The organism is Streptomyces sp. NPDC046977 (assembly GCF_040644455.1).
Taxonomy (GTDB): domain Bacteria; phylum Actinomycetota; class Actinomycetes; order Streptomycetales; family Streptomycetaceae; genus Actinacidiphila.
The window spans coordinates 302,208-322,710 of the sequence record NZ_JBEYWO010000006.1 but is presented as its reverse complement, the minus strand read 5'-3'; the positions used below and the strand labels follow the sequence as shown (position 1 = coordinate 322,710).

Sequence of the window (20,503 nt, the reverse complement as noted above, 5' to 3'; positions counted from 1 at the left end):
ACGGCCCTTCTTTACAGGTAGCTTGACCCTTCGAGTCAATAAGTCTAAAACTTGCTGGTGAAAACTGTCGGCGAGGAGAGCCTGCTATGACGAGCGAACCGCACCAGCAAGCCATACGACCCGTCGGCGCGCCCCCGGTCGGCACCGCCGCCCGGGCCGCACGCCGCGACGCGGAACCCGTGACACCGGCACCTCCCGCCGCCCTGCACGTGGTGCACGACACGGACGGCGTCGACCTGTCCGCGGCCGAGACGGCCGCCCGGCAGTTCCTGCACGCGCTCGGCGTCCGCACCGACAACGAGAGCATGCGGGGCACCCCCGGGCGCATGGCCCGCGCCTACGCGGAGCTGTTCAGTCCGCGCGCCTTCGACCTCACCACGTTCCCCAACGACGAGGGCTACGACGAACTCGTCCTGGCCCGCTCCATCCCGGTCCGGTCGGTCTGCGAGCACCACCTGCTGCCCTTCGTCGGCACCGCCCACGTCGGCTACCTCCCCGGGCGGCGCATCCTCGGGCTGTCCAAACTCGCCCGTGTGGTCGAGCACTTCGCCTGCCGCCCCCAGGTGCAGGAACGCCTCACCAAGCAGATCGCCGACTGGCTCCAGGCCCAGCTCGACCCCCAGGGTGTCGGCGTGGTCATCGTGGCCGAGCACACCTGCATGACCCTGCGCGGAGTCCTCGCCACGGGATCGACGACCGTCACCTCCAGTCTGCTGGGACTTCTGCGCCACGACCCCCGGTCGCGCGGCGAGTTCCTCGCGCTGACCGGGGTCACCGCCTGAACGACGGCCCGCACGGCGGGCCGTGCCCGCACCGACAGAAAGGCGAAGCCTTGGAGATCTGGATCAACCCGGCCTGCTCGAAGTGCCGTTCGGCACTCTCCGTCCTCGACGCAGAAGGAGCGCAGTACACCGTACGGCGCTACCTGGACGACCCGCCCACCGCGGCCGAGCTCACGGCGCTGCTGGACCGGCTCGCCCTGGAGCCGTGGGACATCACGCGCCTCGGCGAACCGGTCGCGGAGGAGCTCGGCCTGACGGCGTGGGGCCGGGACGGCTCGACCCGCGAGCGGTGGATCGAGGCCCTGACCCGGCATCCGGTGCTCATCCAGCGGCCGATCATCACCGCGGACGACGGAACAGCCGTCGTGGCCCGCAGCGAGGACGTCGTGCGCTCCGTGCTGCCTTCGTCGTCATCGACGTGAACCTCTCCCGGGCGGTGTGTATCGGCTCCCCTGTGGTCGATACACACCGCCCGCGCCCCCTCCAGGCCCCCCGTCCGTGACCGCCGGCCGGCCGGCGGAACTCTCAGGAACCGACGCGCGCGGGGCTGGCCGTTCCGTGGACCGAGCGGGCGTGGGCCGCGTAGCGGCGGCGCCCCAGGGTCGGGACGATCAGCCGCACGGGCAGCGGGGCGTTCGCCAGGACCGCCTTGACGACCTCCGGGTCGCCCTCGTACATCGCCATGCCGAAGACGAGCGGCAGGTCCTTCTTCGGCGTGTGCGCCATGCCGTGCTCGCCGAGCTGGTGCCATTCCGCCGCGGTGACGTGCTGAGCCGCCAGCGGCAGGATCTCCTTCTCCTCCAGCGCCATGTGCTCGATGAGCACGGTCAGCAGCCGCTCGAAGGCATCGGCGAGCCGCTCGCCGTCCCGTCCCGTGGAGCGCCAGCCCGCGACGAGTCCGGTCACCTCGGTGTGCAGTGTGTCGATCGCGTGGTGCTGCTGCTCCATCGTCGGCACGATGGCCTCCGCCTGCTCGCCGGCCCGCTCGACGAGCTTGGGCCACAGCAGGAGGTCCTCGCCCTCGTGGTGCGTGTGCAGGACCCGGCACACGAGCGCCGCGTGCGCGCCGACGACCTCCGCGCGGCGGGTGTCGCCCGGCGCGACGGACCGGATGAGGGCGGGAAGCAGCCTGAACTCCCGGCGCAGCGCGGTGTGGGCCATGTACATGTCGCGCGTGTCGGCCATGGGTTCGTCAACGAGTGGAGCCATTGTCTCTTCCTCTTACGGCCGCCCGGCATCCCGGAGGATGGCGCGGCCCGGTCGGGCAGGACCCCGCGCGGTGACGTTGCGGAACCGTCCGCCGCACCGGGCGACGGCCGCCGGGTGCCACAGAGGGCGCAGGGTGATCAGGGCAGCGGAAGGCACAGCTCGGTGGCTTTGCCCGCTGCCCAGGTCACTGTGCCAGGGCGCCACGCCCGCCGCATGCGTCAAATGCCCCTGCCTCACGGCCCCCGCATGGGTCGTCCGACTCTGCCGGCCCTCGCACGGCGGGCGTTGGGGTCCCGCTCCACCGTGGCGCCCGCACCCGTGGACCCGATGGGTACGAGGTGCCCTCCCCCCGGTGCGGCCGGGAAGGATCGGCGTCCCCTACGCTGCACACCGTGATCGCGAACCCCACTCCTGTGTGCTCGTGCTGCGGCACCCCCGTGCCCGACGAGGAGCGGATCGACGCCCGCTTCGGGCTGCCCGACGCCGCACTCGGCGTCCCGGAGGACGCCCGGCACGAGGTCGGGGTCGCCGCGCTGCTCCGCGTCGACGGCGCGGGCAGCTTCATCCGCTGCCTGTTGCCGGTCCGCCTCACCGGCGGAACCGAACTCGTCCTCGGCACATGGATGCGGATCAGCGACGACGACCTCGACCACGCCCACCGGATCTGGGAGGACCCGGCCTACCGGGGACTCACCTTCCAGGGCACCATGGCCAACGCGATCATGCCGTGGGGCGCCGGCCTGCTCGACGCCCCGGCCACCCTGGTCGTGCGCGACCCGGACGAGATCCCGTACGTCGACGGCAGCGACAGCGCGCTGCTCCGCAGTGTCCTCACCACGACCTGGGACCGCGACGACGTCCTCAGCCGCCTCGCCCACCCCCTGCCCGTGCCGGTCCGCACCCCGCTGGACGAGCACTGGTCCGTCGAACGCACCCGCGGCCTCTCCGCACGCGTCGTCGACGGCACGCACCGCTTCCTGGCACCCGGCCGGACCGTGCACTGCGACGTGTTCACCGACCGGATCCGCCGCGGTCCCGAGGAGTTCCTCGACGCCCTGCTGAACGGCGCACCCGCCGTGCCGCCGGAGCAGCGGATCACGGAGGACACCGGGAACGGGATCCGGCACGCCTTCTGGACCGTCGCCACGCCGAACGGCCGCACCCAGCACGAGCTGTACGGCTTCACGGTGGACCGCGACGGCAACGCGGCCGGTGTCGTCTGCATGTGGGACAAGCCGGACGACCTCGCCTGGGCACTGCACGTCTGGCGGTCGGTCCGCGGCGTTGGGTGAGCCCGTCGAGCCGGTGACGGAGTCCTGGGTGATCGACGGCGACAGCGCGGCCCCGGTTCCGGCCGCGCTTCGGGCGCGCGTGGGCCGGGGTGCGCTCGAGACGTGGCTGACCAGTTCGTCGGGGCGGTCGCTGGCCTTCGTGACCAACACCGAGCGGGCGATGGTGATGCTGCTCGACGGGGAAGGCGATCCCGGCGAGCATGCCGTCGACCCCGGAGCCGAGGGGTCGAGCGACGGGTTCGTCCTGTCCAACGGGCAGCGGGACACGTACCCGGACCGGGACACCGTGCCCGTCGAGGAGGCCTTCCGGCTCGTGGAGCACCTTGTCCGCACGGGATCCTGGCCCGCGGACGCGCGCTGGATCGCCGACCGCTGAGGCGACGGCCCACCGGATCCGTGCGTCCCCAAGTCCCCCGCCGCCCGGGGCTGTCACAAACACGGGGGTCGCCTTGTCGTCAGTGCGGACACTCCCCGTTTGGAGGAAGAGATGAGCGCTGAGCACACGCACATGCCCCCTGGCGTCGAGGTGATCTCGACCCTGCCGGAGGCGGCGGCCCGCATCCCGGCCGGCGCCGAGGCGAGGACCGTCCGCGTCACCCTGTCGCCCGGTGACCCCGGCGCGCCTCCGCACCGGCACCCCGGGCCGCTGTTCGGTTATGTGACGCAGGGCGAGATCCTCTTCGAGCTGGAGGGGCAGCCGCCGCGGGTGCTGAAGGCGGGCGACGCCCTGTTCGAGCCCGGCGGCGACGTGATCCACTACCAGGGCGCCAACAACCTCCAGGACGCGGAGTCGCAGCTGGTGGTCACCATGTTCGCGGTGCCGGGCACCCCGGTGCTGACCGTGGTCGACGCCGAGGAACTGGCCGAACGACGGCACCTGCGGTACGCCCAGTCCTGATCACCACTCGCGGGCCGGGCGGCGTCCGGCTCCCGCGGCGGGCCGGGCCCCGGTGCTGATGCCACCGGGCAGGGGTGGAGGTGCGGACGGCCCCGATACCTCCACCCGGCCCGGGCCGGCCATGGCCTGCCGCTCCCCTGCCGTGCGGGCCCTCTTCCGGCCCCGGCGGAGCGGGCGGCGTCCCCGCACGGCGAAACACTCACCACCCGCCTCGAAAGGGCTTTTCATGCAGCGCCATTCCCCGTTCCGGAACCTCCTGACACCGCTCTCCCTCATGGCCACGGTGACCGCCGCCGGTCTCCTCGCCGTGGCCGTGGCCCCGGCAGGCGCCGCCAGGGGCAGGAACACCTCGGGCGACCGCAAGCCCACCGTGGTCCTCGTCCACGGCGCGTTCGCCGAGTCCTCCAGCTGGAACGAGGTCGTCAAGACCCTGAAGCGGCACGACTATCCGGTGGTGGCCGCCGCCAATCCGCTGCGCGGACTGGCCTCCGACGCCGCGCACATCAGGAGCCTCCTGGCGAGCATCGACGGACCGGTGGTCCTCGTCGGGCACTCGTACGGCGGGTCGGTGATCACCAATGCCGCCCACGGCTCCGACAACGTCAAGGCCCTCGTCTACATCGCCGCGTTCATGCCGGACCTGGGCGAGAGCGCCGTCGAACTGTCGGCCAGGTTCCCGGGCAGCTCGCTCGGCAGTGCGCTGCGCCGTGTGCCGTTCACGCTGCCCGACGGCTCCCAGGGCGTCGACCTCCTCATCGAACAGGACAGGTTCCACCACCAGTTCGCCGCCGACGTGCACCCGTACACCACGAGTCTCATGGCGGCCACCCAGCGCCCCGTGACCGCGGCCGCGCTGGAGGAGGCCTCCGGCGAGCCGGCCTGGAAGTCGGTTCCTTCCTGGGCCCTGGTGACCGGGGAAGACCTCAACATTCCCCGTGCGGCGCAGCTGTTCATGGCCGAGCGCGCCCGGGCCCACGTGGTCGAGATCCACTCCTCGCACGCCGCGAGCGTGTCGCACCCGGACGACGTCGCCGACATCATCGACAAGGCGGCGCGGGCGGTCCGCTGACCGGCCCCTCGCGGCGCCGGATTCATCGCGAGTGACGAGAGCCCGCCCGAACACCCCTATCACTACAAAGTATTGGTCAAAACATGGCCAGGCCGCCGAAAACGGCCGTCCGTTGCGGTGACCGCCATCTGCCGTTCACACCTGTCTCACCGCTCCGGTCGATCGTGCTTCCTAGCGTCCGTGAGGGCGCGCACCGCTGACCTGCCGCAGCCCGCTGTCAGGTTCGGGGCGCCGCTCTCCGGTCGGTGTGCGACTGCACCCGACGACGCGAAAGGCCCCTGGCATGTCGGAAGCACCCAAGCAAACCAGAATCTCCCGCCGCAACGCGCTCGGCCTGTTCGGCGCGACAGTGTCCGGCGCCGCCGCCGGGCCGCTGGTCCTCGGCGCCGGGACCGCCGAGGCGGCCCCGGCGCAGTCGGAGGTCACCGGTCTCACCACCGGCTCGCCCACCACCCCCGTCCAGGGCCTGCACCTGACCTTCGGCGCCGACCCGCGCAGCCAGATGGTCGTCTCGTGGATCACCGACGCGGCCGTCAAGAACCCGCGGGTCGTCTACGGCACGCTGAGCGGCGGTTTCGGCTCCACCGTGCACGCGAAGTCGAAGTCCTACGTGGACGGCACCTCCGGGCGGACCGTCTGGGCCCATCACGCGCTGCTCAGCAAGCTGAGGGCCGACACCGACTACCTGTACGCGGCCCAGCACGACGGTGCCACCCCCGACGCCGGCACCTTCCACACGGCCCCGTCCGGCAGGGCGCCGTTCACCTTCACCAGCTTCGGTGACCAGGGCACGCCCAGCGTGACGTGGAAGACCGGTGCGAACCCGGCCGACGCCTCGGGCCGCGACTTCGAGCCCAACGCCACGCCCGCCGCCGCCGACATCGTCACCGGCATCGAGAAGGTCGGCCCGCTGTTCAACCTCCTCAACGGCGACCTCTGCTACGCCAACACCGGGCCGGACCGCGTCCGCGTCTGGAAGGACTTCCTCACCAACAACAGCCGCTCGGCGCGGTTCCGTCCGTGGATGCCGGCCGCGGGCAACCACGAGATCGAGCTGGCCAACGGCAAGCTCGGGCTCGACGCGTACCAGACCTACTTCGAGCTGCCCTCGACCGAGACCCAGCCCGAGCTCGACAACCTCTGGTACTCCTTCACGGTCGGCTCGGTGAAGGTGATCGTCCTGCAGAACGACGACATCGCCCTGCAGGAGGGCGGCGACATCTACATCAAGGGCTACTCCGGCGGCCGGCAGCTCGCCTGGCTGGAGAAGGAGCTCAAGGCGGCACGGTCGTCCAAGGACGTCGACTGGATCGTCATCTGCATGCACCAGGTGATGATCAGCTCGGCGACCGCCGCGAACGGCGCCGATGTCGCGCTGCGCGCGGCGTACGGCCCGCTGTTCGACAAGTACGGCGTCGACCTGGTGGTCTGTGGCCACGAGCACGACTACGAGCGCTCGCTGGCCGTGCGCGGCGTCGTCCCCGGCAGCGTCACCCTCACGCCCAACCCGAGCCAGACCGCACTCGACGTGATCGAGAGCGAGCACGGCACGACGCACATGATTCTCGGCGGCGGCGGCGTGTCCGGCATCACCAACAACAGCTTCACCAACGACGACGCCGACGGCCACGGGCACCACTCGGCGTACGTCCAGATGGAGCACGTCGGCAAGTTCAACTCCGTCAAGGAGCAGGAGACGGCGGTCTGGATCGGCGTCCGCGACTCGGAGCACCCCTACGGCTTCGCCGAGTTCAGCGTCGACCCGGGCCGTCACGCCGGTGACATGACCCGCATCCACGTCACCTACTACAACATCATCACGCCCACCGGTGAGCTGTCGGTCTTCGAGAAGTTCACGCTGCAGCGCCGTCGTAGCGACGGCGGCCACGGCGGCCACAACGACCACGGCGGCCACGGCCACCACTGACCCGTCGGGGTCAACGGCAGTAGTAGCCGGAAACGCCTGGGGCCGGGACGACGTCCCGGCCCCAGGCGTTTCCGGTCAGGGCCCGCGGGCCGCCGTACCCGATCCGTCACCGTCGGTGACGAACGGGACGGGACGCGTCCCGTGTCGGGGAATGAGCGGGATCACCCGGCGGCGCGACGTCCGTTTTCCCCGGGCGGTCACGCACTCGGGCCGTGCGCCGAAAGTGCCAATCGGCCGGGCACAAAGTCGTAGGACCATGAGCCGGTTCCGGGACGCGAAGAGCGATCGGATAGGGTCGCTGTCACCGCGGAAGAGCTGCTATTGAGCCCGTTCCGCGGTACCGCAATTCGGGAGGAGCCGCTTTTATGTCACGTCCGATCCGTATAGCCATCGTTGGAGCAGGTCCCGCTGGAATCTATGCGGCGGACGCGCTGCTGAAATCCGATTCCGCGCAGGAACCGGGCGTGTCCATCGACCTGTTCGAGCGCATGCCCGCGCCCTTCGGTCTCATACGCTACGGCGTGGCACCCGACCACCCCCGGATCAAAGGCATCGTGGATGCCCTGCACCAGGTTCTCGACAAGCCGCAATTGCGGCTGTTCGGCAATGTCGACTATCCCGCGGACATCGACCTCGACGATCTGCGCGCCCTTTACGACGCGGTGATCTTCTCGACCGGGGCGCGCACCGACCGGGCCCTGGACATTCCCGGTGTCGGCCTGGACGCGTCGTACGGCGCCGCGGACTTTGTCTCCTGGTACGACGGTCACCCCGACGTGCCGCGCACGTGGCCGCTGACCGCGGAGAAGGTGGCCGTCCTCGGCGTCGGCAATGTCGCCCTGGACGTGGCCCGCATCCTCGCCAAGACCGCCGACGAGCTGCTGCCGACCGAGATCCCGCCGAATGTGCACGAGGGACTCAAGGCCAACAAGGCGCTGGAGATCCACGTGTTCGGCCGCCGCGGCCCCGCGCAGGCCAAGTTCACCCCCATGGAGCTGCGGGAGCTGGACCACTCCCCGAACATCGAGGTCGTCGTCGCCCCCGAGGACATCGACTACGACGACGGCTCGATCGCCGCCCGCCGCGGGAGCAAGCAGACGGACATGGTCGCCAAGACCCTGGAGAACTGGGCGATCCGCGACGTCGGCGACCGGCCGCACAAGCTGTTCCTGCACTTCTTCGAGTCCCCGGTGGAGGTCCTCGGCGAGGAGGGCCGCGTCGTCGGGCTGCGCACGGAGCGGACCGAACTCGACGGCAGCGGGAACGTCCGCGGCACCGGCAGCTTCACGGACTGGGACGTGCAGAGCGTGTACCGCGCCGTGGGCTACTACTCGGACGAGCTGCCGAAGCTGCCGTTCGACGTCGTCTCGGGCACGGTCCCGAACACGGCCGGCCGCGTGCTCGACGGCGGCGAGCACATGACCTCGGTCTACGTGACGGGATGGATCAAGCGGGGGCCGGTCGGCCTGATCGGCCACACCAAGGGCGACGCCAACGAGACGGTCGCCTGCCTCCTGGCGGACCACGCGGCGGGCCTGCTGCCCGACCCGGCCGTGCCGGATCCCGACGCCGTCGTGAAGCTCCTGGAACAGCGCGGCATCCGGTACACGACGCGCGAGGGCTGGTACCGGCTGGACGCCCACGAGCGGTCCCTCGGCCGGCCCGAGGGGCGCGAGCGCGTCAAGGTCGTGGACCGCGAGGCGATGCTGGACAACTCCGGGGCCTGACACCGTCCATGGCCCGGCACGGCCGCAATGCCGCCCCACGACCGGCGTCGTGGGGCGGCATTCCGGCACCCGCGCGGGCGCTTCGGACCTAGTGCTTTTTGCCGATGCGCGGTGCGCCGGGAGACCGATTTCCCCCGCGCCGTGAAGCAATAGTGTCGGCCGTATGAGCGAGCACCCGGGGAAGCCCTCCCACGAGCGCGCGATCGACGTTGTCCGGGGCTACGCGAACCACAACGCCGTCGCGGTGCGCAATGCGCTGGCCGATCTGGATCCCGGCGGCTGGACGGACGTATTCGGGGTCCTGAACGGCCTGCTGCGCTCCACCATCGGCATCGTGGAATTGACCGGCGCGGAGTGGAATACCGGCCAATTGGTCCGGCACGCCGACGAAGTCGCCGCCGCGGCCCCGCCCCACTACGAGTTCGCCGTCGCCGAGGCGACGCGGGCGTGGGCCCTCGGCGACGTGTCGCCGCTGCGCACCTTCGCCGACGGGGACCTCCCGGCGGCGGTGCACATCACGGGTGTGTTCGTCGCCGTTCTGGGTCTGGCGCTGTGGGGCAGGGCCGGCTTCCTCGATGTGGTGAACCGGCTCGACGAGTCCGCCGCCGCACTCATGAACAGCCCGGACTCCGCGATTCCCACCATCCGGCCGTAGCGGCCGGACATCAGACTCTCGCCGGCTTCGTGGTCGTCGATGCCACGAGTTCACGAAGCCGGCGAGACCCCCTTGCCGCTTCTCGTGCGGGAGTCACACGCCGTGAATTTCCAGACCCCTCTGTCCGCCCTGGTCCCGGGAACCTCGGGCCGGCTGCTCACCGCGCTCGTGGCACACCACACCGCCGACGCGAGCAGCCCACTGGCGCTGGACGAGCTGTCCCGCGCCGCCGCGGTGACACCGGCCCAGATGGAGACCGCGCTCTTCCGCCTCGGACTGCTCGGCCTCATCGCGCCCAGGCACGGCGGCGAAGCCGTGTGCCTCGTCCCCGGCCACATCGTCTGGGACGCCCTGCGTCAACTCACCGATCTGCGCGGCCGCGTGGTGGACACGGCGCGCGAGCAGACGCGGGCCCACCTCCACCCGGCACCGGAATACCTCGCGCTGAGCGGCGCCGTCATCGAGGGAACGGCGACGCATTCCGCGGACGTGCTGGAGCTGATCGTCGTCCCGCCCACCGCCGCTCCGGCGGACTGGGACGACGGCCTCGCCGCCCTCGTCACGCAGATGTCCCGCGCCCTGGGCAATGTCGTCGTCCCCCGCCGTGCCCGCAGCACGCGGGAGGCGGAGGCCATGGGCAGCGAGAGCACGGTGCGCATCCTGCCGGCCTGACCGGCCACACCGGTCGGATCACCGTGCCGGGCGGCTGCGGTCGCGGCGTGCGTCCGTATCCGCAGGTGCGCACCGTGCGGTTGACGCGGGACGCGAAGCCTACGGCGGCGGGAAGGGTGCGGCGATCGCGCGGTTCCTCCGGGAACACGGGCCTCACCTCGTGTCCCGCGGACGTGTGGGCGTCGTCCGGTCCGACCTCGCGCGGTGTCCCGCCGGAATCCCGGCACTCCCGCGCGCTCGATCGGGCCGCCGCGTCCGCGGCTCGCGGGCGACCCGCTGGTTCCCGGGCGATCCGGGCGGACGAAAGGAAGCCGTGTGCGCGCGGCACGCGGGCGCGGTGACCGTGCTGCCGGGTGCCTGAGCCGCCGGGCTTGCGCGAGGTGCCGCGATCGGGCTCTCCGCGTCGAGAGCCACACCGTCCGCACCCCCAGGGCATCGGCGTCAACGGCCGCGGACACCGTCCCACCCCGGCAACGCGGCCCCTACAGGAACCGCACGCAACCGCGACGGCCGCACCCGCCGGGGGCCCGAACCCGCACGGCCATACGGAACTGCACCCTGCCGCCAGGCTTCCGCGAGGTGCCCGCGATCGGGCTCTCCGCACCGAGAGCCATACCTTCCGCACCCCACAGGGCATCGGCAGCGGCCTGACGATCACCACGGACACCAACCCACCCCGGCAACGCGCCCCCTACAGGCACCGGACCCAACTGCGACAGCCGTGCCCGCCATGCGGAACCGCGCCCTGCCGCCGGGCTGCTGTGAGGTGCCCGCGATCGGGCCTTCCGCACCCCGCAGGGAATCGCCGGCGCCGGCCTGCCGATCGGCGCGCACGCGATCACCCCGGCAACGCGACCCCTACAGGCACCGCACGCAACTGCTGCGGTGGGAGGCCGCGGCGTCGCCCAACCGTCCGTCGTGCGGCCCGCACGGGCACGCGCCGAAAGGCGATGTCCGCGGTCGGCCGAAAGTCGTAGTGCCCCGTGGCAGGTCCGACTTCTGCCCGAAGCCGGGGCGTGGGCCGCCTTCATAGCCTGCTGGTCATGAGCTCCATGTCGTGGACTCGGCACTCCGTACGGCCGGCGACCCAGGTCGCCCCCTCGGGCACGGGCCCGGTCGTCAGTCGTCAGGAAAGGCGCCGCATGCACTGCGTACCATCGATCGCTTCCGGCGTCCGCGTCGCCGAGCCGCCCCGGCAACGCGGCCGCGGGGACCGGGCGGAGCTGACGCTCGACCCGGCGGCGATCGCGGCCAACACCCGGTTCCTCGCCGCGCGGGCCACCCGCTTGATGGCGGTGGTCAAGGCCGACGGTTTTGGGCACGGGGCCGCCGAGGCCGCCGCCGCCTCGCTCGGCGCGGGCGCGACGTCGCTCGGCGTCACGTCGGTGGAGGAGGCGCTGTCCCTCCGGGGTGCCGGATTCCGGGTGCCGATCCTGAGCTGGCTCAATCCCGTGGACGCCGCCTTCGACGAGGCGCTGCGTGCCGGTGTCTCCCTCGCTGTCCCCGGCTGTGCGCACCTGGCGGCCGTGGTGCGTGCCGCCTCCCGGACGCGCCACCGGGCGCGGATCCATCTGCAGCTGGACACCGGGATGGGCCGCGAGGGCGCCGAACCCGGGGCGTGGCCGGAGCTGTGCCGGCGGGCGCGGGCGGCGGAGGCGGAGGGCCTGGTCGAGGTCGTGGGTGTGATGAGCCACCTCGGCTGCGCGGACACCCCCGGCGATCCCTGCACCGACCGCGCGCTCGCCCTGTTCCGGTCCGCGGTGTCCACCGCGGCGGAGGCCGGGCTGCGTCCGCGCCGCCGGCATCTGGCGGCGACGTCGGCGACCCTCACCGACGCGCGGACCCGGTTCGACCTGGCCCGCGTCGGCGCCGGCCTCTTCGGTATCGACCCGACCGGGACGACCCGGCTGCGTCCCGCGCTCACCCTGACCGCACCCGTGGTGTCGGTCCGCGCCGTGCCCGCCGGTGCCACGGCGGGCTACGGCCACGCCTGGAGCGCGGGACAGCGCACCCACCTGGCCCTGCTGCCCGTGGGGTACGCCGACGGTCTCCCCCGCGCCGCGTCCGGCCGCGCGGAGGTCCTCCTCGGCGGGCGCCGGTGCCCTGTGGCCGGCCGCGTCTCGATGGACCAGGTCGTCGTCGACACCGGTGACCGCCCGGCGGTGCCGGGCGAGCTCGCGACCGTCTTCGGTCCCGGCGACCGCGGGGAGCCGACGGTCAGGGAATGGGCGCGGTGGTCCGGGACGCTGGAGCACGAGATCGTGACGGGGCTGGGCGCACGCCTGCGCCGTACCGTGCGCAGCCGGGCGGTGGCGGCATGACCGGCACAACGGCATCGCGGGACGGCCGCGTCCGCGTCGCGGTGATCGGCGGCGGCCGCAACTGCGAGCACGAGGTCTCCCTGGCGACCGCGGCGTCCGTGCGTTCGGCGCTCGACCCCGCCCGCTACGACGTCCTCGCCCTCACCATCGGCCGGGACGGATTGTGGCAGGACGCCTCCGGGCAGCCGCTGGCGGCCACCGCCGCGGGGAGCGTGTCGGCCGCGCTGGCGCTGCTGGCCGGCTGTGACGTGGCCTTCCCCGCGGTCCACGGCCCGTACGGCGAGGACGGCACGCTGGCCGCGCTGCTGGACCTGGCGGACGTGCCGTATGTCGGATCGGGGGTCCGGGGCGGCGCGCTGGCCATGGACAAGTGGGCGACCAAGCTGGTGGCCGAGGCCGTCGGTGTCGCCGTGGCCCCGGGCCTCCTGGTCACGGCGGACGACGCCGACCAGGTGGTCTTCGACGGCCCGGTCGTGGTGAAGCCGGTGGCCGCCGGATCCAGCCACGGGGTCTCCCTCGTGACGCGGGCCTCCGAGCTGGCCCCGGCGCTCGCCGAGGCGCTGCGGCTCGACGAACGAGTCCTGGTCGAGCAGCTGGTCGTCGGGCGCGAGGTGGATCTGGCCGTGCTGCGGCGGGCTGACGGCGGTCTGACGGTGGGGCCGCCGCTGGAGATCGTCCTGGACGACGGGCGCCTCTTCGACACCGAGCAGAAGTACGACGGAGGGGCCCGGTTCCTGATCCCCGCGCCGCTGACCGTCGACGAGCACGACCAGCTGGCCGAGGCGTCCCTCGCCGTGTTCACGGCGCTGGGCTGCCGTGGAGTCGCCCGGTGCGACTTCTTCCTCACCGCCGCCGGCCCCGTCCTGAACGAGGTCAACACCATGCCGGGCATGACCGCGCAGTCGCAGGTCCCGAAGATGTTCGCGCGCCAGGGGCTGAGCTACCCCGAGCTGCTGGACGAACTCGTGCGCGGCGCGCTACGCACCCACGGCGCGTCGGCCGGCGAGCGGATCCTCGCGTGACCGCGCCGCCGAACGCCGTCCTTCCCGGCGCCCGCCGGGCCACCGTCCACCGCCACAGGAGGTTTCCCATGTCCCTTTCCCTGCAACGGCTGCTGCACTCCGCCCGGGTCTACACCGTGACCGCCCTCGAAGTGGCCGTCCTCGGCGGCAGCACCGACCTGATGTCGGCCGACCCGGACACGGCCCGCGGCGGGAACCGCGACGCGGAATCGCCGGCCGCCCCGGGAACCGCCGGCACGGGGCGCCACCGCGCCGCGGTCCCCGGAGTGAGCGGTGTCTCAGGGGCATCCGAGGCGCTTCGGTGACACTGGAGGGAACCGCGGAGGGCCTGCCGCCCGTCCGGCGAGCCGGAGCACGGCACGACAGTAGGGAAGACGAAGGCGTGGACAGCAGCACGGACCGCTTCTTGGAGCGGCTGGTGCGCGGTGTGGTCGGGCTGGCGGGCCTCGGGGTCCTGCTCGGTCTGGGCATCGTGGACCTGACCATGGGAACGGTCCTCGCGCCCATCGTTCTGCTGGCCGCCGCCGTGGCCATGGTGACGTGGCGGCTGTCCGGGCAGGCGCTGGGCACCGTCGCCGTGGGCCTTGGCGTGATCATGGTGGCGGCGACGAGGGAGGTCAATTCCGGCGCCATCGACGCGCTGCCGTTCGGGCTCACCATGACCACCGTCATCCTCCTGGTCATCGGTCTGGCCGCCTGGCGGGCGGAGCCCGTCCGCGCCGCGCTCGCGGTGCCGCTGCTGCTGGCGAGCCTGGTGCTCCAGCCCCTGCACATGATCTCCGTCTCACGGGCCACACCCGTGGTCTCCCTGGCCCTGGCACTGGCGGGTGTCATCGCCGGCGCCACCGGCCTGTGGGCGCGCATGCTCCGGACCAGCCGGCAGCGTCAGGCGACCGCCGAACAGCTGGCGCAGCGCACGAGCATCGCGTCCGACCTCCACGACTACGTGGCCCACCACGTCACCGGCATCGTGGTGCTCGCCCAGGCCGCGCAGAGCGTCGCGGCCAAGCAGCCGCAGGCGGTGCTGCCCGCGCTGGAGCGCATCGAGGCGGCGGGGGACGAGGCGATGACCGCCATCCGCCGCATGGTCGCCCTGCTGCACGAGCCCGGCTCGCAGGCCCGGCTCACCCCCATGGGCACGATCGCCGACATCGCCTCCCTCGCCGACCACTTCACCTCCGGGGACGACGTGAAGGTGCGGCTGAGGATCACCGGGGACTTCGACGACGTGCCGATCGACGTCCAGTCGGCCGCGCACCGGGTGGTGATGGAGGCGCTGACCAACGTCCGCAGGCACGCCGAGGAGGTGCGGACCCTGGAGATCCTGGTGAGCCGCGACGCGTGGCCCGACGCGGTGACGGTCGAGGTCTCCAACGACGGCCGCGGCCGCGCCGGCCACTCCGCGGGCGGCGGCTACGGGCTGAGCGGTCTGCGCGACCGGGCCGTGGCGCTCGGCGGCTCCTTCACCGCCGGTCCGAGGGACCCCGAGGGCTGGACCGTCCAGGCCCGTATCCCGGCGGGAGGCGCCCGATGACCATCCGTGTGCTGCTCGCGGACGACCAGGCCATGGTCCGCACCGGCTTCTCCCTGATCCTCGGTGCCGAGGACGACATCGAGGTGGTGGGCGAGGCGAAGGACGGCGTCCAGGCCCTGGAGATGAACCGGCTCCTCAACCCCGACGTCGTCCTCATGGACATCCGCATGCCGCGGATGGACGGGCTGCAGGCACTGCGCGAGCTGAACCGCTCCGGCGCCGCGCCCAAGGTCGTGGTCGTCACGACCTTCGACGACGACGCCTATGTCTACGAGGCGCTCAACAGCGGCGCCTGCGGCTTCCTCCTCAAGGACTCGGGGCCGGTGCTGCTCACCGAGGCGGTGCGCGCGGCCCATTCCGGCGAGGCCCTGGTGAGCCCCGCGATCACGGTCCGGCTGCTGCGGGGCATCCAGCCGCCGCGGACGGTGTCACCGGCCGCGTCGGACCTGTCCTCGCGCGAGACGGAGGTGGTGCGGCTGGTGGCCGACGGGCTGACGAACGCGGAAATCGCCGCCGCGCTCTTCGTCTCCCTCGGCACGGTCAAGACCCACCTGGGGAACATCCAAACCAAGCTCGCCGCGCGCAACCGGGTGGAGATCGCGCTGTGGGCGTGGCGCTCCGGTCTCGTGGACAGCTAGGGCCCGCGGTTCACACCGGCGGCCGCGGCACCCGGGGCACGTAGGGCAGCAGCAGGTGGGAGGGGTGGTCCGGTCCGGACAGCAGGGTGGTCGTACCGCCGAAGACCTCGGCCGGACGGTCCTCGGGGTCGTTGTGCAGGAAGATGCCGTGCCCCTTCATCGGCACGCCGTGGACCTGCGGCCAGGGGCCGCTTCCGGGCAGTTCGAAGTCCCGGCCGGTGACGGTCAGGGCGAGCCGGTGGCCGGCGGGCACCACGACTGAGGTGGGCCAGATCTCGATGTCCAGCGGGACGGCGGTGCCCGGCGTGAGCGGTTCGACGCGGTCGTGGGGGTGCCAGGGACGGTACGGCAGGCTGCGGCCCGGGTCGGTGGCGCGGTGCGAGGCCCTCAGCCAGCCCATGCCGATCACGCCGGCCGGATCGAGCCCGCTGACGAAGGTCACGTCCCTGCCCTCCGGGTCCAGGACGCGCAGGGTCAGGAACAGGTCCGCGTCGGTGGTGGTGGACGCGACGTGCAGCCGGGCGGCGGCGGGCCCGGTGATCTCGGTCTCCTCGGCGAACGGCTCGGTGGTGAGGGTCAGCCCCTCACCGGTGGCGGCGAACTCCGCCCGCTCCTCGCGCGTGAGCGCCTTCTCGCTCAGGGACCGGCTGTCCAGGTGGAGGTCGAGCTCGGTCCACCTGGTCCGGGCGAGCGGCCACTCCTGCTCCGCGCGTCGCTCGAACGTCCCGTCCACATGGCGGACGTTGAGCCGGACCGGCGGCCGGCGGTGCCAGCCGGTGTCCTCGCCCTTGAGGAAGTGCCCGAAGAAGCGCTTCTGCAGAGCTACCCCGTAGTCGGTGTAGAACTCCGCGAAGTGCTCGTTGCCGTGCACCTCGAGCCATTTTTCGGCCGATCCGGCGCGGGCGTACCCCTCGAAGCCGCCGCGGGTGTGGAGGTGGTGGGCCCAGTTGACGGCGGAGAGGAGGGGGACGTCGATCTTCTCCAGTTCGGGCGAGCGGTCCCGGTACCAGTCGTCGTCGAGGGGCCGGGAGAGCAGTTCCGCGGGGGTGTCGACGCGGTGCGCGGCGAGTTCGGCGTCGGAGAGGGTGCCGGGCCCCGCGACGGGTTCGCCGGTGCTGGGGTTGCGGGCGCCGCGTTCGCCGACGCCGTGCTGCACGGATGCGACCTGCACCGGGAACCACACCGAGGTGAACGTGTTGAGGATCCCTCCGTGCCGGGCGAACTCGCGGTAGAGGTCGGCGGCTCCCTCCCACGGGCAGATGGCCGCGAGGTGCGGCGGCCGCAGAGCGGCGACCTGCCACTGGTTCATCGCGTAGTACGAGATGCCCAGCAGGCCCACCTTCCCGTTGCTCCACGGCTGGGTGCCCGCCCATTCGACGCAGGTGTAGTAGTCCTGGGTCTCGCGCGGGGAGAGCAGGTCGAGCAGGCCCGGTGAGCGGCCGGCGCCGCGCGAGTCCACGCGGACGCACACGTACCCCTCCGGCACCCATTTCTCCGGGTCGACGGTCTCCCAGTTCTGGTAGCGGTTGGACGATCCGGCCGTCGCGTCCGGGTACTTGGCCGCGAGCGGCGTCCACATGCCCGGATAGCCCTCCTGGAAGGCGAGCCCCTTCGCGTACGGGCCATGGGTCATGATCACCGGGTGGCGGCCGTCGGCCGCGGGCCGGAACACGTCCGCCCGCAGCACCACTCCGTCGTCCATACGGATCGGGACGTCCCAGTCGATGCGCATTCCGCCGGGCACCGCGTCGTCGCGGGTCTCCATGGTCCACTCCGTTCATCGAGCCGTGCGCTGACGGGACGGGCCGTGCCGGTGGCCCTGGTCAACGGGCGATGAGCGCGACGGTAACATGAGTTCGTGCGCAAGCAAACAGGTTCGGACGCGTGTCCGCCAGACGGCACGCAGGGGTACGCCCACCCGGGCCCGGCGGGCTTGTCGCACCGGGCCGAGCGGGCCGCGATGAATGCCACGGACAGTCGTTGTCGTCCCGAGAAAATGCATGTCCGGTCCTGCCGGAGGAATTCCTGCGCCAGCAGTACGGGGCAATGCGACGCATCGGGAAAAGGACCTACTCCCCCGGACTTAGGCCTGGTCAGCGCGGTCTTGACGGGAACGGAAAATAGACCCGCGCCGGTTTTCGTGCTAGAAATCCGATCGGATCGCGACCCACCGCGCCCTGCCTTTGCGCCGGGGTTCTCCCTTTCCTGTCCACCCGCGTTCCCACCCGCGTTCCCGCTCGCATCACGGGACGCGGACCGACGGCCGCCGCGGCCGCCGCGATCCTGCCGAGGACGGCTCGCCCGTCCACCACGACCACCGGCCTTGTGCTGTGCCGCGAGCGGCCGGCATGCGATCCGGCCCCGCTCTGTGCCCGCCGGGCGGCCATGCCATCAGCCAACGGCCCACACCTGGAGACCTCCATGCCCGACTACGGCCGCGACCTGCAGTTCGGATCCTTCGTCACCCCGCTCAACCGCGACCCGGAAGCGGTGGTCGACCTCGCCCTGCTCGCCGAGCGGGTCGGCCTCGACCTCGTCTCGTACCAGGACCACCCCTACCAGAACGGCTTCCTGGACACCTGGACCCTGATGTCCTGGGTCGCCGCCCGGACGACCTCGATCCGGCTGGCCACCAATGTGGCCAATCTGCCGCTGCGCCCGCCGGCGGTCCTGGCGCGCGCCGCCGCCAGCCTCGACCTGCTCTCCGGGGGACGCGTCGAACTCGGCCTGGGGGCCGGTGGTTTCCGCGACGCCATCGCCGCGATGGGCGGCCCGGACCGCACCGTCGGCGAGAGCGTCAGCGCGCTCGGCGAGGCGATCGACGTCATACGCGGCATCTGGGACGAGGGCAACCGCTCGCCGCTGCGCGTCAAGGGGACGTACTACACGGTCGACGGCGCCAAGCGGGGCCCCGCCCCGGCCCACGAACTGGGCATCTGGCTCGGCGCGTACAAGCCGCGCATGCTCCGGCTGACCGGCGCCAAGGCGGATGGCTGGATCCCCACCATCAACTACGTGAACTCGCCGGACATGGCCGAGAGCAGCAGGATCATCGACGAGGCCGCGGCGGAGAACGGCCGCGACCCGCGCGAGATCCGCCGGGTGCTCAACATCTTCGGCGGTATCGGGCGCGGTGCCGAACCCTGGCAGGGCCCGGCGGACGACTGGATCGAGCGCATGCTGCCGCTGATCCTGGAGCACGGTTTCGACACGGTCATCCTGGGCTCCGACAACCCGTCCGACATCGTCGCCTTCGCCGAGGAGATCGCCCCCGCCGTGCGCGAGGCCGTCGCCGCCGAGCGTGCCGCGGCCGGCACCCCCACCGGCCGGGTGCGGTCCGCCGCCGCCCTCGCCAAGCGGGCACCGGGCATCGACTACGAGGCGCTGCCCGCCCCGCTGGCCGCACGGGCCGTGGAACCGGGCGACCGCGGCTACGCGGCCCTGCGCTCCACCTACTTCACCGCGGGCACGCCCGGTCTGGTGCTGCGGCCCTCGAACGCGGAGGAGACGGCGGCGGCCCTCTCCTACGCCCGCGCGCAGGGCGTGCCGTTCGCCGTCCGCAGCGGTGGCCACGGCATCAGCGGACGGTCCACCAACGACGGCGGCATCGTCATCCACCTCGGGGCGATGAACGGCGTCGAGGTGATCGACCGGGAGCGGCGCCTGGTGCGGGTGGGGGCCGGCGCGCGCTGGGGCGAGGTCGCGCAGAAGCTCGCGCCGGCCCGACTGGCCATCAGTTCCGGCGACTTCGGCGACGTGGGTGTCGGCGGGCTGGCGACGGCCGGCGGCGTGGGGTTTCTGTCCCGTTCGTACGGGCTGACCATCGACCACGTCAGGGGGGCCGAGGTGGTGCTGGCCGACGGGCGCGTCGTACGCGCCGACGCGGAGAACCACCCCGACCTGTTCTGGGCGCTGCGGGGGGCAGGCGCCGGCATGGGCATCGTCACGTCCTTCGACATCGAGGCGACCGAACTCGGCGACGTGATCTACGGGCGCTTCGCCCACGAGGTCGAGGATCTCGGCGCCTTCCTCCAGGCGTGGGGGCGTCTCACCGAGAGCAGTCCTCGCGAACTGACGCCGTTCCTCGTCGTGGCGGCCCAGGGCGGCCGGAGGATCGCGCATACGACGGTCCTGTGGGCGGACGACGACACCGAGCGCGCGACCAAGGCGCTCGAGGCGTTCCTGAACCTGGCGCCGGTCCTCGACCAGCAGGCCGCCATCACCCCGTACGCCGCTTTCATGGCCCCGCAGAACCATCCGCAGGACGGTCACGGCGGCCCGAACTTCCGCTCCGCGCTGGTCGATCACCTCGACGAGCGGACCACCGGCGTCATCAGCGGGATGTTCGACAGGGGCGAGACGGGCTACTTCCAGATCCGTACCGTGGGCGGGGCGGTCAACGACACCCCTGCCGACGCCACGGCGTACGCCCACCGGACCCAGAACTTCGCCCTGGCCGTGGTTCCCCGCGGCAGCGCCGCCGACCTCAGGAGCTGGGACGACATCGACTTCCAGGGCCTGTACCCCAGTTTCGAGAGCCACGCCCAGGATTCCGCGCTGGCCAAGGCCTTCCCGCCCGCCACACTGGAGCGGCTGCGCCGGATCAAGGCGGCGTACGACCCGGAGAACGTCTTCCGCGGCAACTTCACCATCCTGCCGGCGACCGGGGCGTGACCCCGGCCGCTCGTGTCCCCGCGCGACACGGCGCAAAGGACCCGGCCGCCCCCGGTGCGGGGCGGCCGGGTCCGTGCGGGGAG

General features: G+C 72.3%; 18 protein-coding genes. 16 read left to right on the top strand and 2 right to left on the bottom strand.

Annotated elements, in window-relative coordinates; genetic code table 11:
- Positions 1-86: 86 nt before the first annotated feature.
- On the top strand, positions 87-782 hold the full coding sequence (gene folE, locus ABZ883_RS12555) for a GTP cyclohydrolase I FolE (protein ID WP_360905575.1): 696 nt from the start codon (positions 87-89) through the stop codon (positions 780-782).
- 50 nt (positions 783-832) lie between these two features.
- Positions 833-1,204: an ArsC/Spx/MgsR family protein gene (locus ABZ883_RS12550; RefSeq protein WP_360905574.1), complete on the top strand. Its 372-nt coding sequence runs from the start codon at positions 833-835 to the stop codon at positions 1,202-1,204.
- A gap of 103 nt (positions 1,205-1,307) precedes the next feature.
- Here the strand turns inward: ABZ883_RS12550 and ABZ883_RS12545 are convergent, their stop codons facing one another.
- Positions 1,308-1,991, bottom strand: coding sequence for a hemerythrin domain-containing protein (locus tag ABZ883_RS12545; RefSeq protein WP_360905573.1), 684 nt, complete (start codon positions 1,989-1,991; stop codon positions 1,308-1,310).
- Positions 1,992-2,383: 392 nt separating this feature from the next.
- On the opposite strand from ABZ883_RS12545, the gene ABZ883_RS12540 reads away from it, so the two are divergent.
- The 13 genes from ABZ883_RS12540 to ABZ883_RS12480 all read left to right on the top strand — a co-directional run bounded on the left by ABZ883_RS12540 (position 2,384) and on the right by ABZ883_RS12480 (position 15,746).
- Positions 2,384-3,283, top strand: coding sequence for a DUF2199 domain-containing protein (locus ABZ883_RS12540; protein ID WP_360905572.1), 900 nt, complete (start codon positions 2,384-2,386; stop codon positions 3,281-3,283).
- On the top strand, positions 3,276-3,659 hold the full coding sequence (locus tag ABZ883_RS12535) for a hypothetical protein (protein WP_360905571.1): 384 nt from the start codon (positions 3,276-3,278) through the stop codon (positions 3,657-3,659). The genes ABZ883_RS12540 and ABZ883_RS12535 overlap by 8 nt, the downstream gene beginning before the upstream one ends.
- 111 nt (positions 3,660-3,770) lie before the next feature.
- Positions 3,771-4,181: a cupin domain-containing protein gene (locus ABZ883_RS12530; RefSeq protein WP_360905570.1), complete on the top strand. Its 411-nt coding sequence runs from the start codon at positions 3,771-3,773 to the stop codon at positions 4,179-4,181.
- A 226-nt stretch (positions 4,182-4,407) separates the two neighbouring features.
- The gene (locus tag ABZ883_RS12525; protein WP_360905569.1) at positions 4,408-5,250 is read left to right on the top strand and encodes an alpha/beta hydrolase; all 843 of its coding nucleotides are present in this window, start codon (positions 4,408-4,410) and stop codon (positions 5,248-5,250) included.
- Between the two features lie 283 nt (positions 5,251-5,533).
- Positions 5,534-7,177, top strand: coding sequence for a metallophosphoesterase family protein (locus tag ABZ883_RS12520; RefSeq protein ID WP_360905568.1), 1,644 nt, complete (start codon positions 5,534-5,536; stop codon positions 7,175-7,177).
- A gap of 365 nt (positions 7,178-7,542) precedes the next feature.
- Positions 7,543-8,904 carry an FAD-dependent oxidoreductase gene (locus ABZ883_RS12515; RefSeq protein WP_360905567.1) on the top strand — a complete coding sequence of 454 codons (1,362 nt, stop codon included), beginning with the start codon at positions 7,543-7,545 and terminating at the stop codon, positions 8,902-8,904.
- A 163-nt stretch (positions 8,905-9,067) separates the two neighbouring features.
- A complete protein-coding gene (locus ABZ883_RS12510) occupies positions 9,068-9,559 on the top strand; it encodes a hypothetical protein (protein ID WP_360905566.1) in 492 nt (163 codons plus the stop codon).
- A 102-nt stretch (positions 9,560-9,661) separates the two neighbouring features.
- Positions 9,662-10,231 (top strand): hypothetical protein, encoded by a 570-nt coding sequence (locus ABZ883_RS12505; RefSeq protein WP_360905565.1) that lies wholly within the window; start codon positions 9,662-9,664, stop codon positions 10,229-10,231.
- Positions 10,232-11,373: 1,142 nt separating this feature from the next.
- The gene (alr, locus tag ABZ883_RS12500; RefSeq protein ID WP_360905564.1) at positions 11,374-12,552 is read left to right on the top strand and encodes an alanine racemase; all 1,179 of its coding nucleotides are present in this window, start codon (positions 11,374-11,376) and stop codon (positions 12,550-12,552) included.
- On the top strand, positions 12,549-13,574 hold the full coding sequence (locus ABZ883_RS12495; protein WP_360905563.1) for a D-alanine--D-alanine ligase family protein: 1,026 nt from the start codon (positions 12,549-12,551) through the stop codon (positions 13,572-13,574). Before alr ends, ABZ883_RS12495 begins: the two co-directional genes overlap by 4 nt.
- A gap of 68 nt (positions 13,575-13,642) precedes the next feature.
- On the top strand, positions 13,643-13,879 hold the full coding sequence (locus ABZ883_RS12490; RefSeq protein WP_360905562.1) for a hypothetical protein: 237 nt from the start codon (positions 13,643-13,645) through the stop codon (positions 13,877-13,879).
- Between the two features lie 77 nt (positions 13,880-13,956).
- Complete coding sequence (locus tag ABZ883_RS12485) at positions 13,957-15,108, top strand: histidine kinase (RefSeq protein ID WP_360905561.1); 1,152 nt, start codon at positions 13,957-13,959, stop codon at positions 15,106-15,108.
- A complete protein-coding gene (locus tag ABZ883_RS12480; RefSeq protein WP_360905560.1) occupies positions 15,105-15,746 on the top strand; it encodes a response regulator transcription factor in 642 nt (213 codons plus the stop codon). Before ABZ883_RS12485 ends, ABZ883_RS12480 begins: the two co-directional genes overlap by 4 nt.
- 10 nt (positions 15,747-15,756) lie before the next feature.
- On the opposite strand, the gene ABZ883_RS12475 is transcribed toward ABZ883_RS12480, so the two are convergent.
- A complete protein-coding gene (locus tag ABZ883_RS12475) occupies positions 15,757-17,511 on the bottom strand; it encodes a CocE/NonD family hydrolase (RefSeq protein ID WP_360905559.1) in 1,755 nt (584 codons plus the stop codon).
- 656 nt (positions 17,512-18,167) lie between these two features.
- On the opposite strand from ABZ883_RS12475, the gene ABZ883_RS12470 reads away from it, so the two are divergent.
- On the top strand, positions 18,168-20,420 hold the full coding sequence (locus tag ABZ883_RS12470) for an LLM class flavin-dependent oxidoreductase (protein WP_360905558.1): 2,253 nt from the start codon (positions 18,168-18,170) through the stop codon (positions 20,418-20,420).
- The last annotated feature ends 83 nt before the right edge of the window (positions 20,421-20,503 follow it).

Excerpts from the sequence above, each read along its gene's own strand:
- folE (WP_360905575.1), top strand. The coding sequence starts at position 87 with ATGACGAGCGAACCGCACCAGCAAGCCATACGACCCGTCGGCGCGCCC.
- ABZ883_RS12545 (WP_360905573.1), bottom strand. The coding sequence starts at position 1,991 with ATGGCTCCACTCGTTGACGAACCCATGGCCGACACGCGCGACATGTAC.
- ABZ883_RS12530 (WP_360905570.1), top strand. The coding sequence starts at position 3,771 with ATGAGCGCTGAGCACACGCACATGCCCCCTGGCGTCGAGGTGATCTCG.
- ABZ883_RS12525 (WP_360905569.1), top strand. The coding sequence starts at position 4,408 with ATGCAGCGCCATTCCCCGTTCCGGAACCTCCTGACACCGCTCTCCCTC.
- ABZ883_RS12520 (WP_360905568.1), top strand. The coding sequence starts at position 5,534 with ATGTCGGAAGCACCCAAGCAAACCAGAATCTCCCGCCGCAACGCGCTC.
- ABZ883_RS12515 (WP_360905567.1), top strand. The coding sequence starts at position 7,543 with ATGTCACGTCCGATCCGTATAGCCATCGTTGGAGCAGGTCCCGCTGGA.
- ABZ883_RS12510 (WP_360905566.1), top strand. The coding sequence starts at position 9,068 with ATGAGCGAGCACCCGGGGAAGCCCTCCCACGAGCGCGCGATCGACGTT.
- alr (WP_360905564.1), top strand. The coding sequence starts at position 11,374 with ATGCACTGCGTACCATCGATCGCTTCCGGCGTCCGCGTCGCCGAGCCG.
- ABZ883_RS12495 (WP_360905563.1), top strand. The coding sequence starts at position 12,549 with ATGACCGGCACAACGGCATCGCGGGACGGCCGCGTCCGCGTCGCGGTG.
- ABZ883_RS12490 (WP_360905562.1), top strand. The coding sequence starts at position 13,643 with ATGTCCCTTTCCCTGCAACGGCTGCTGCACTCCGCCCGGGTCTACACC.
- ABZ883_RS12480 (WP_360905560.1), top strand. The coding sequence starts at position 15,105 with ATGACCATCCGTGTGCTGCTCGCGGACGACCAGGCCATGGTCCGCACC.
- ABZ883_RS12475 (WP_360905559.1), bottom strand. The coding sequence starts at position 17,511 with ATGGAGACCCGCGACGACGCGGTGCCCGGCGGAATGCGCATCGACTGG.
- ABZ883_RS12470 (WP_360905558.1), top strand. The coding sequence starts at position 18,168 with ATGCCCGACTACGGCCGCGACCTGCAGTTCGGATCCTTCGTCACCCCG.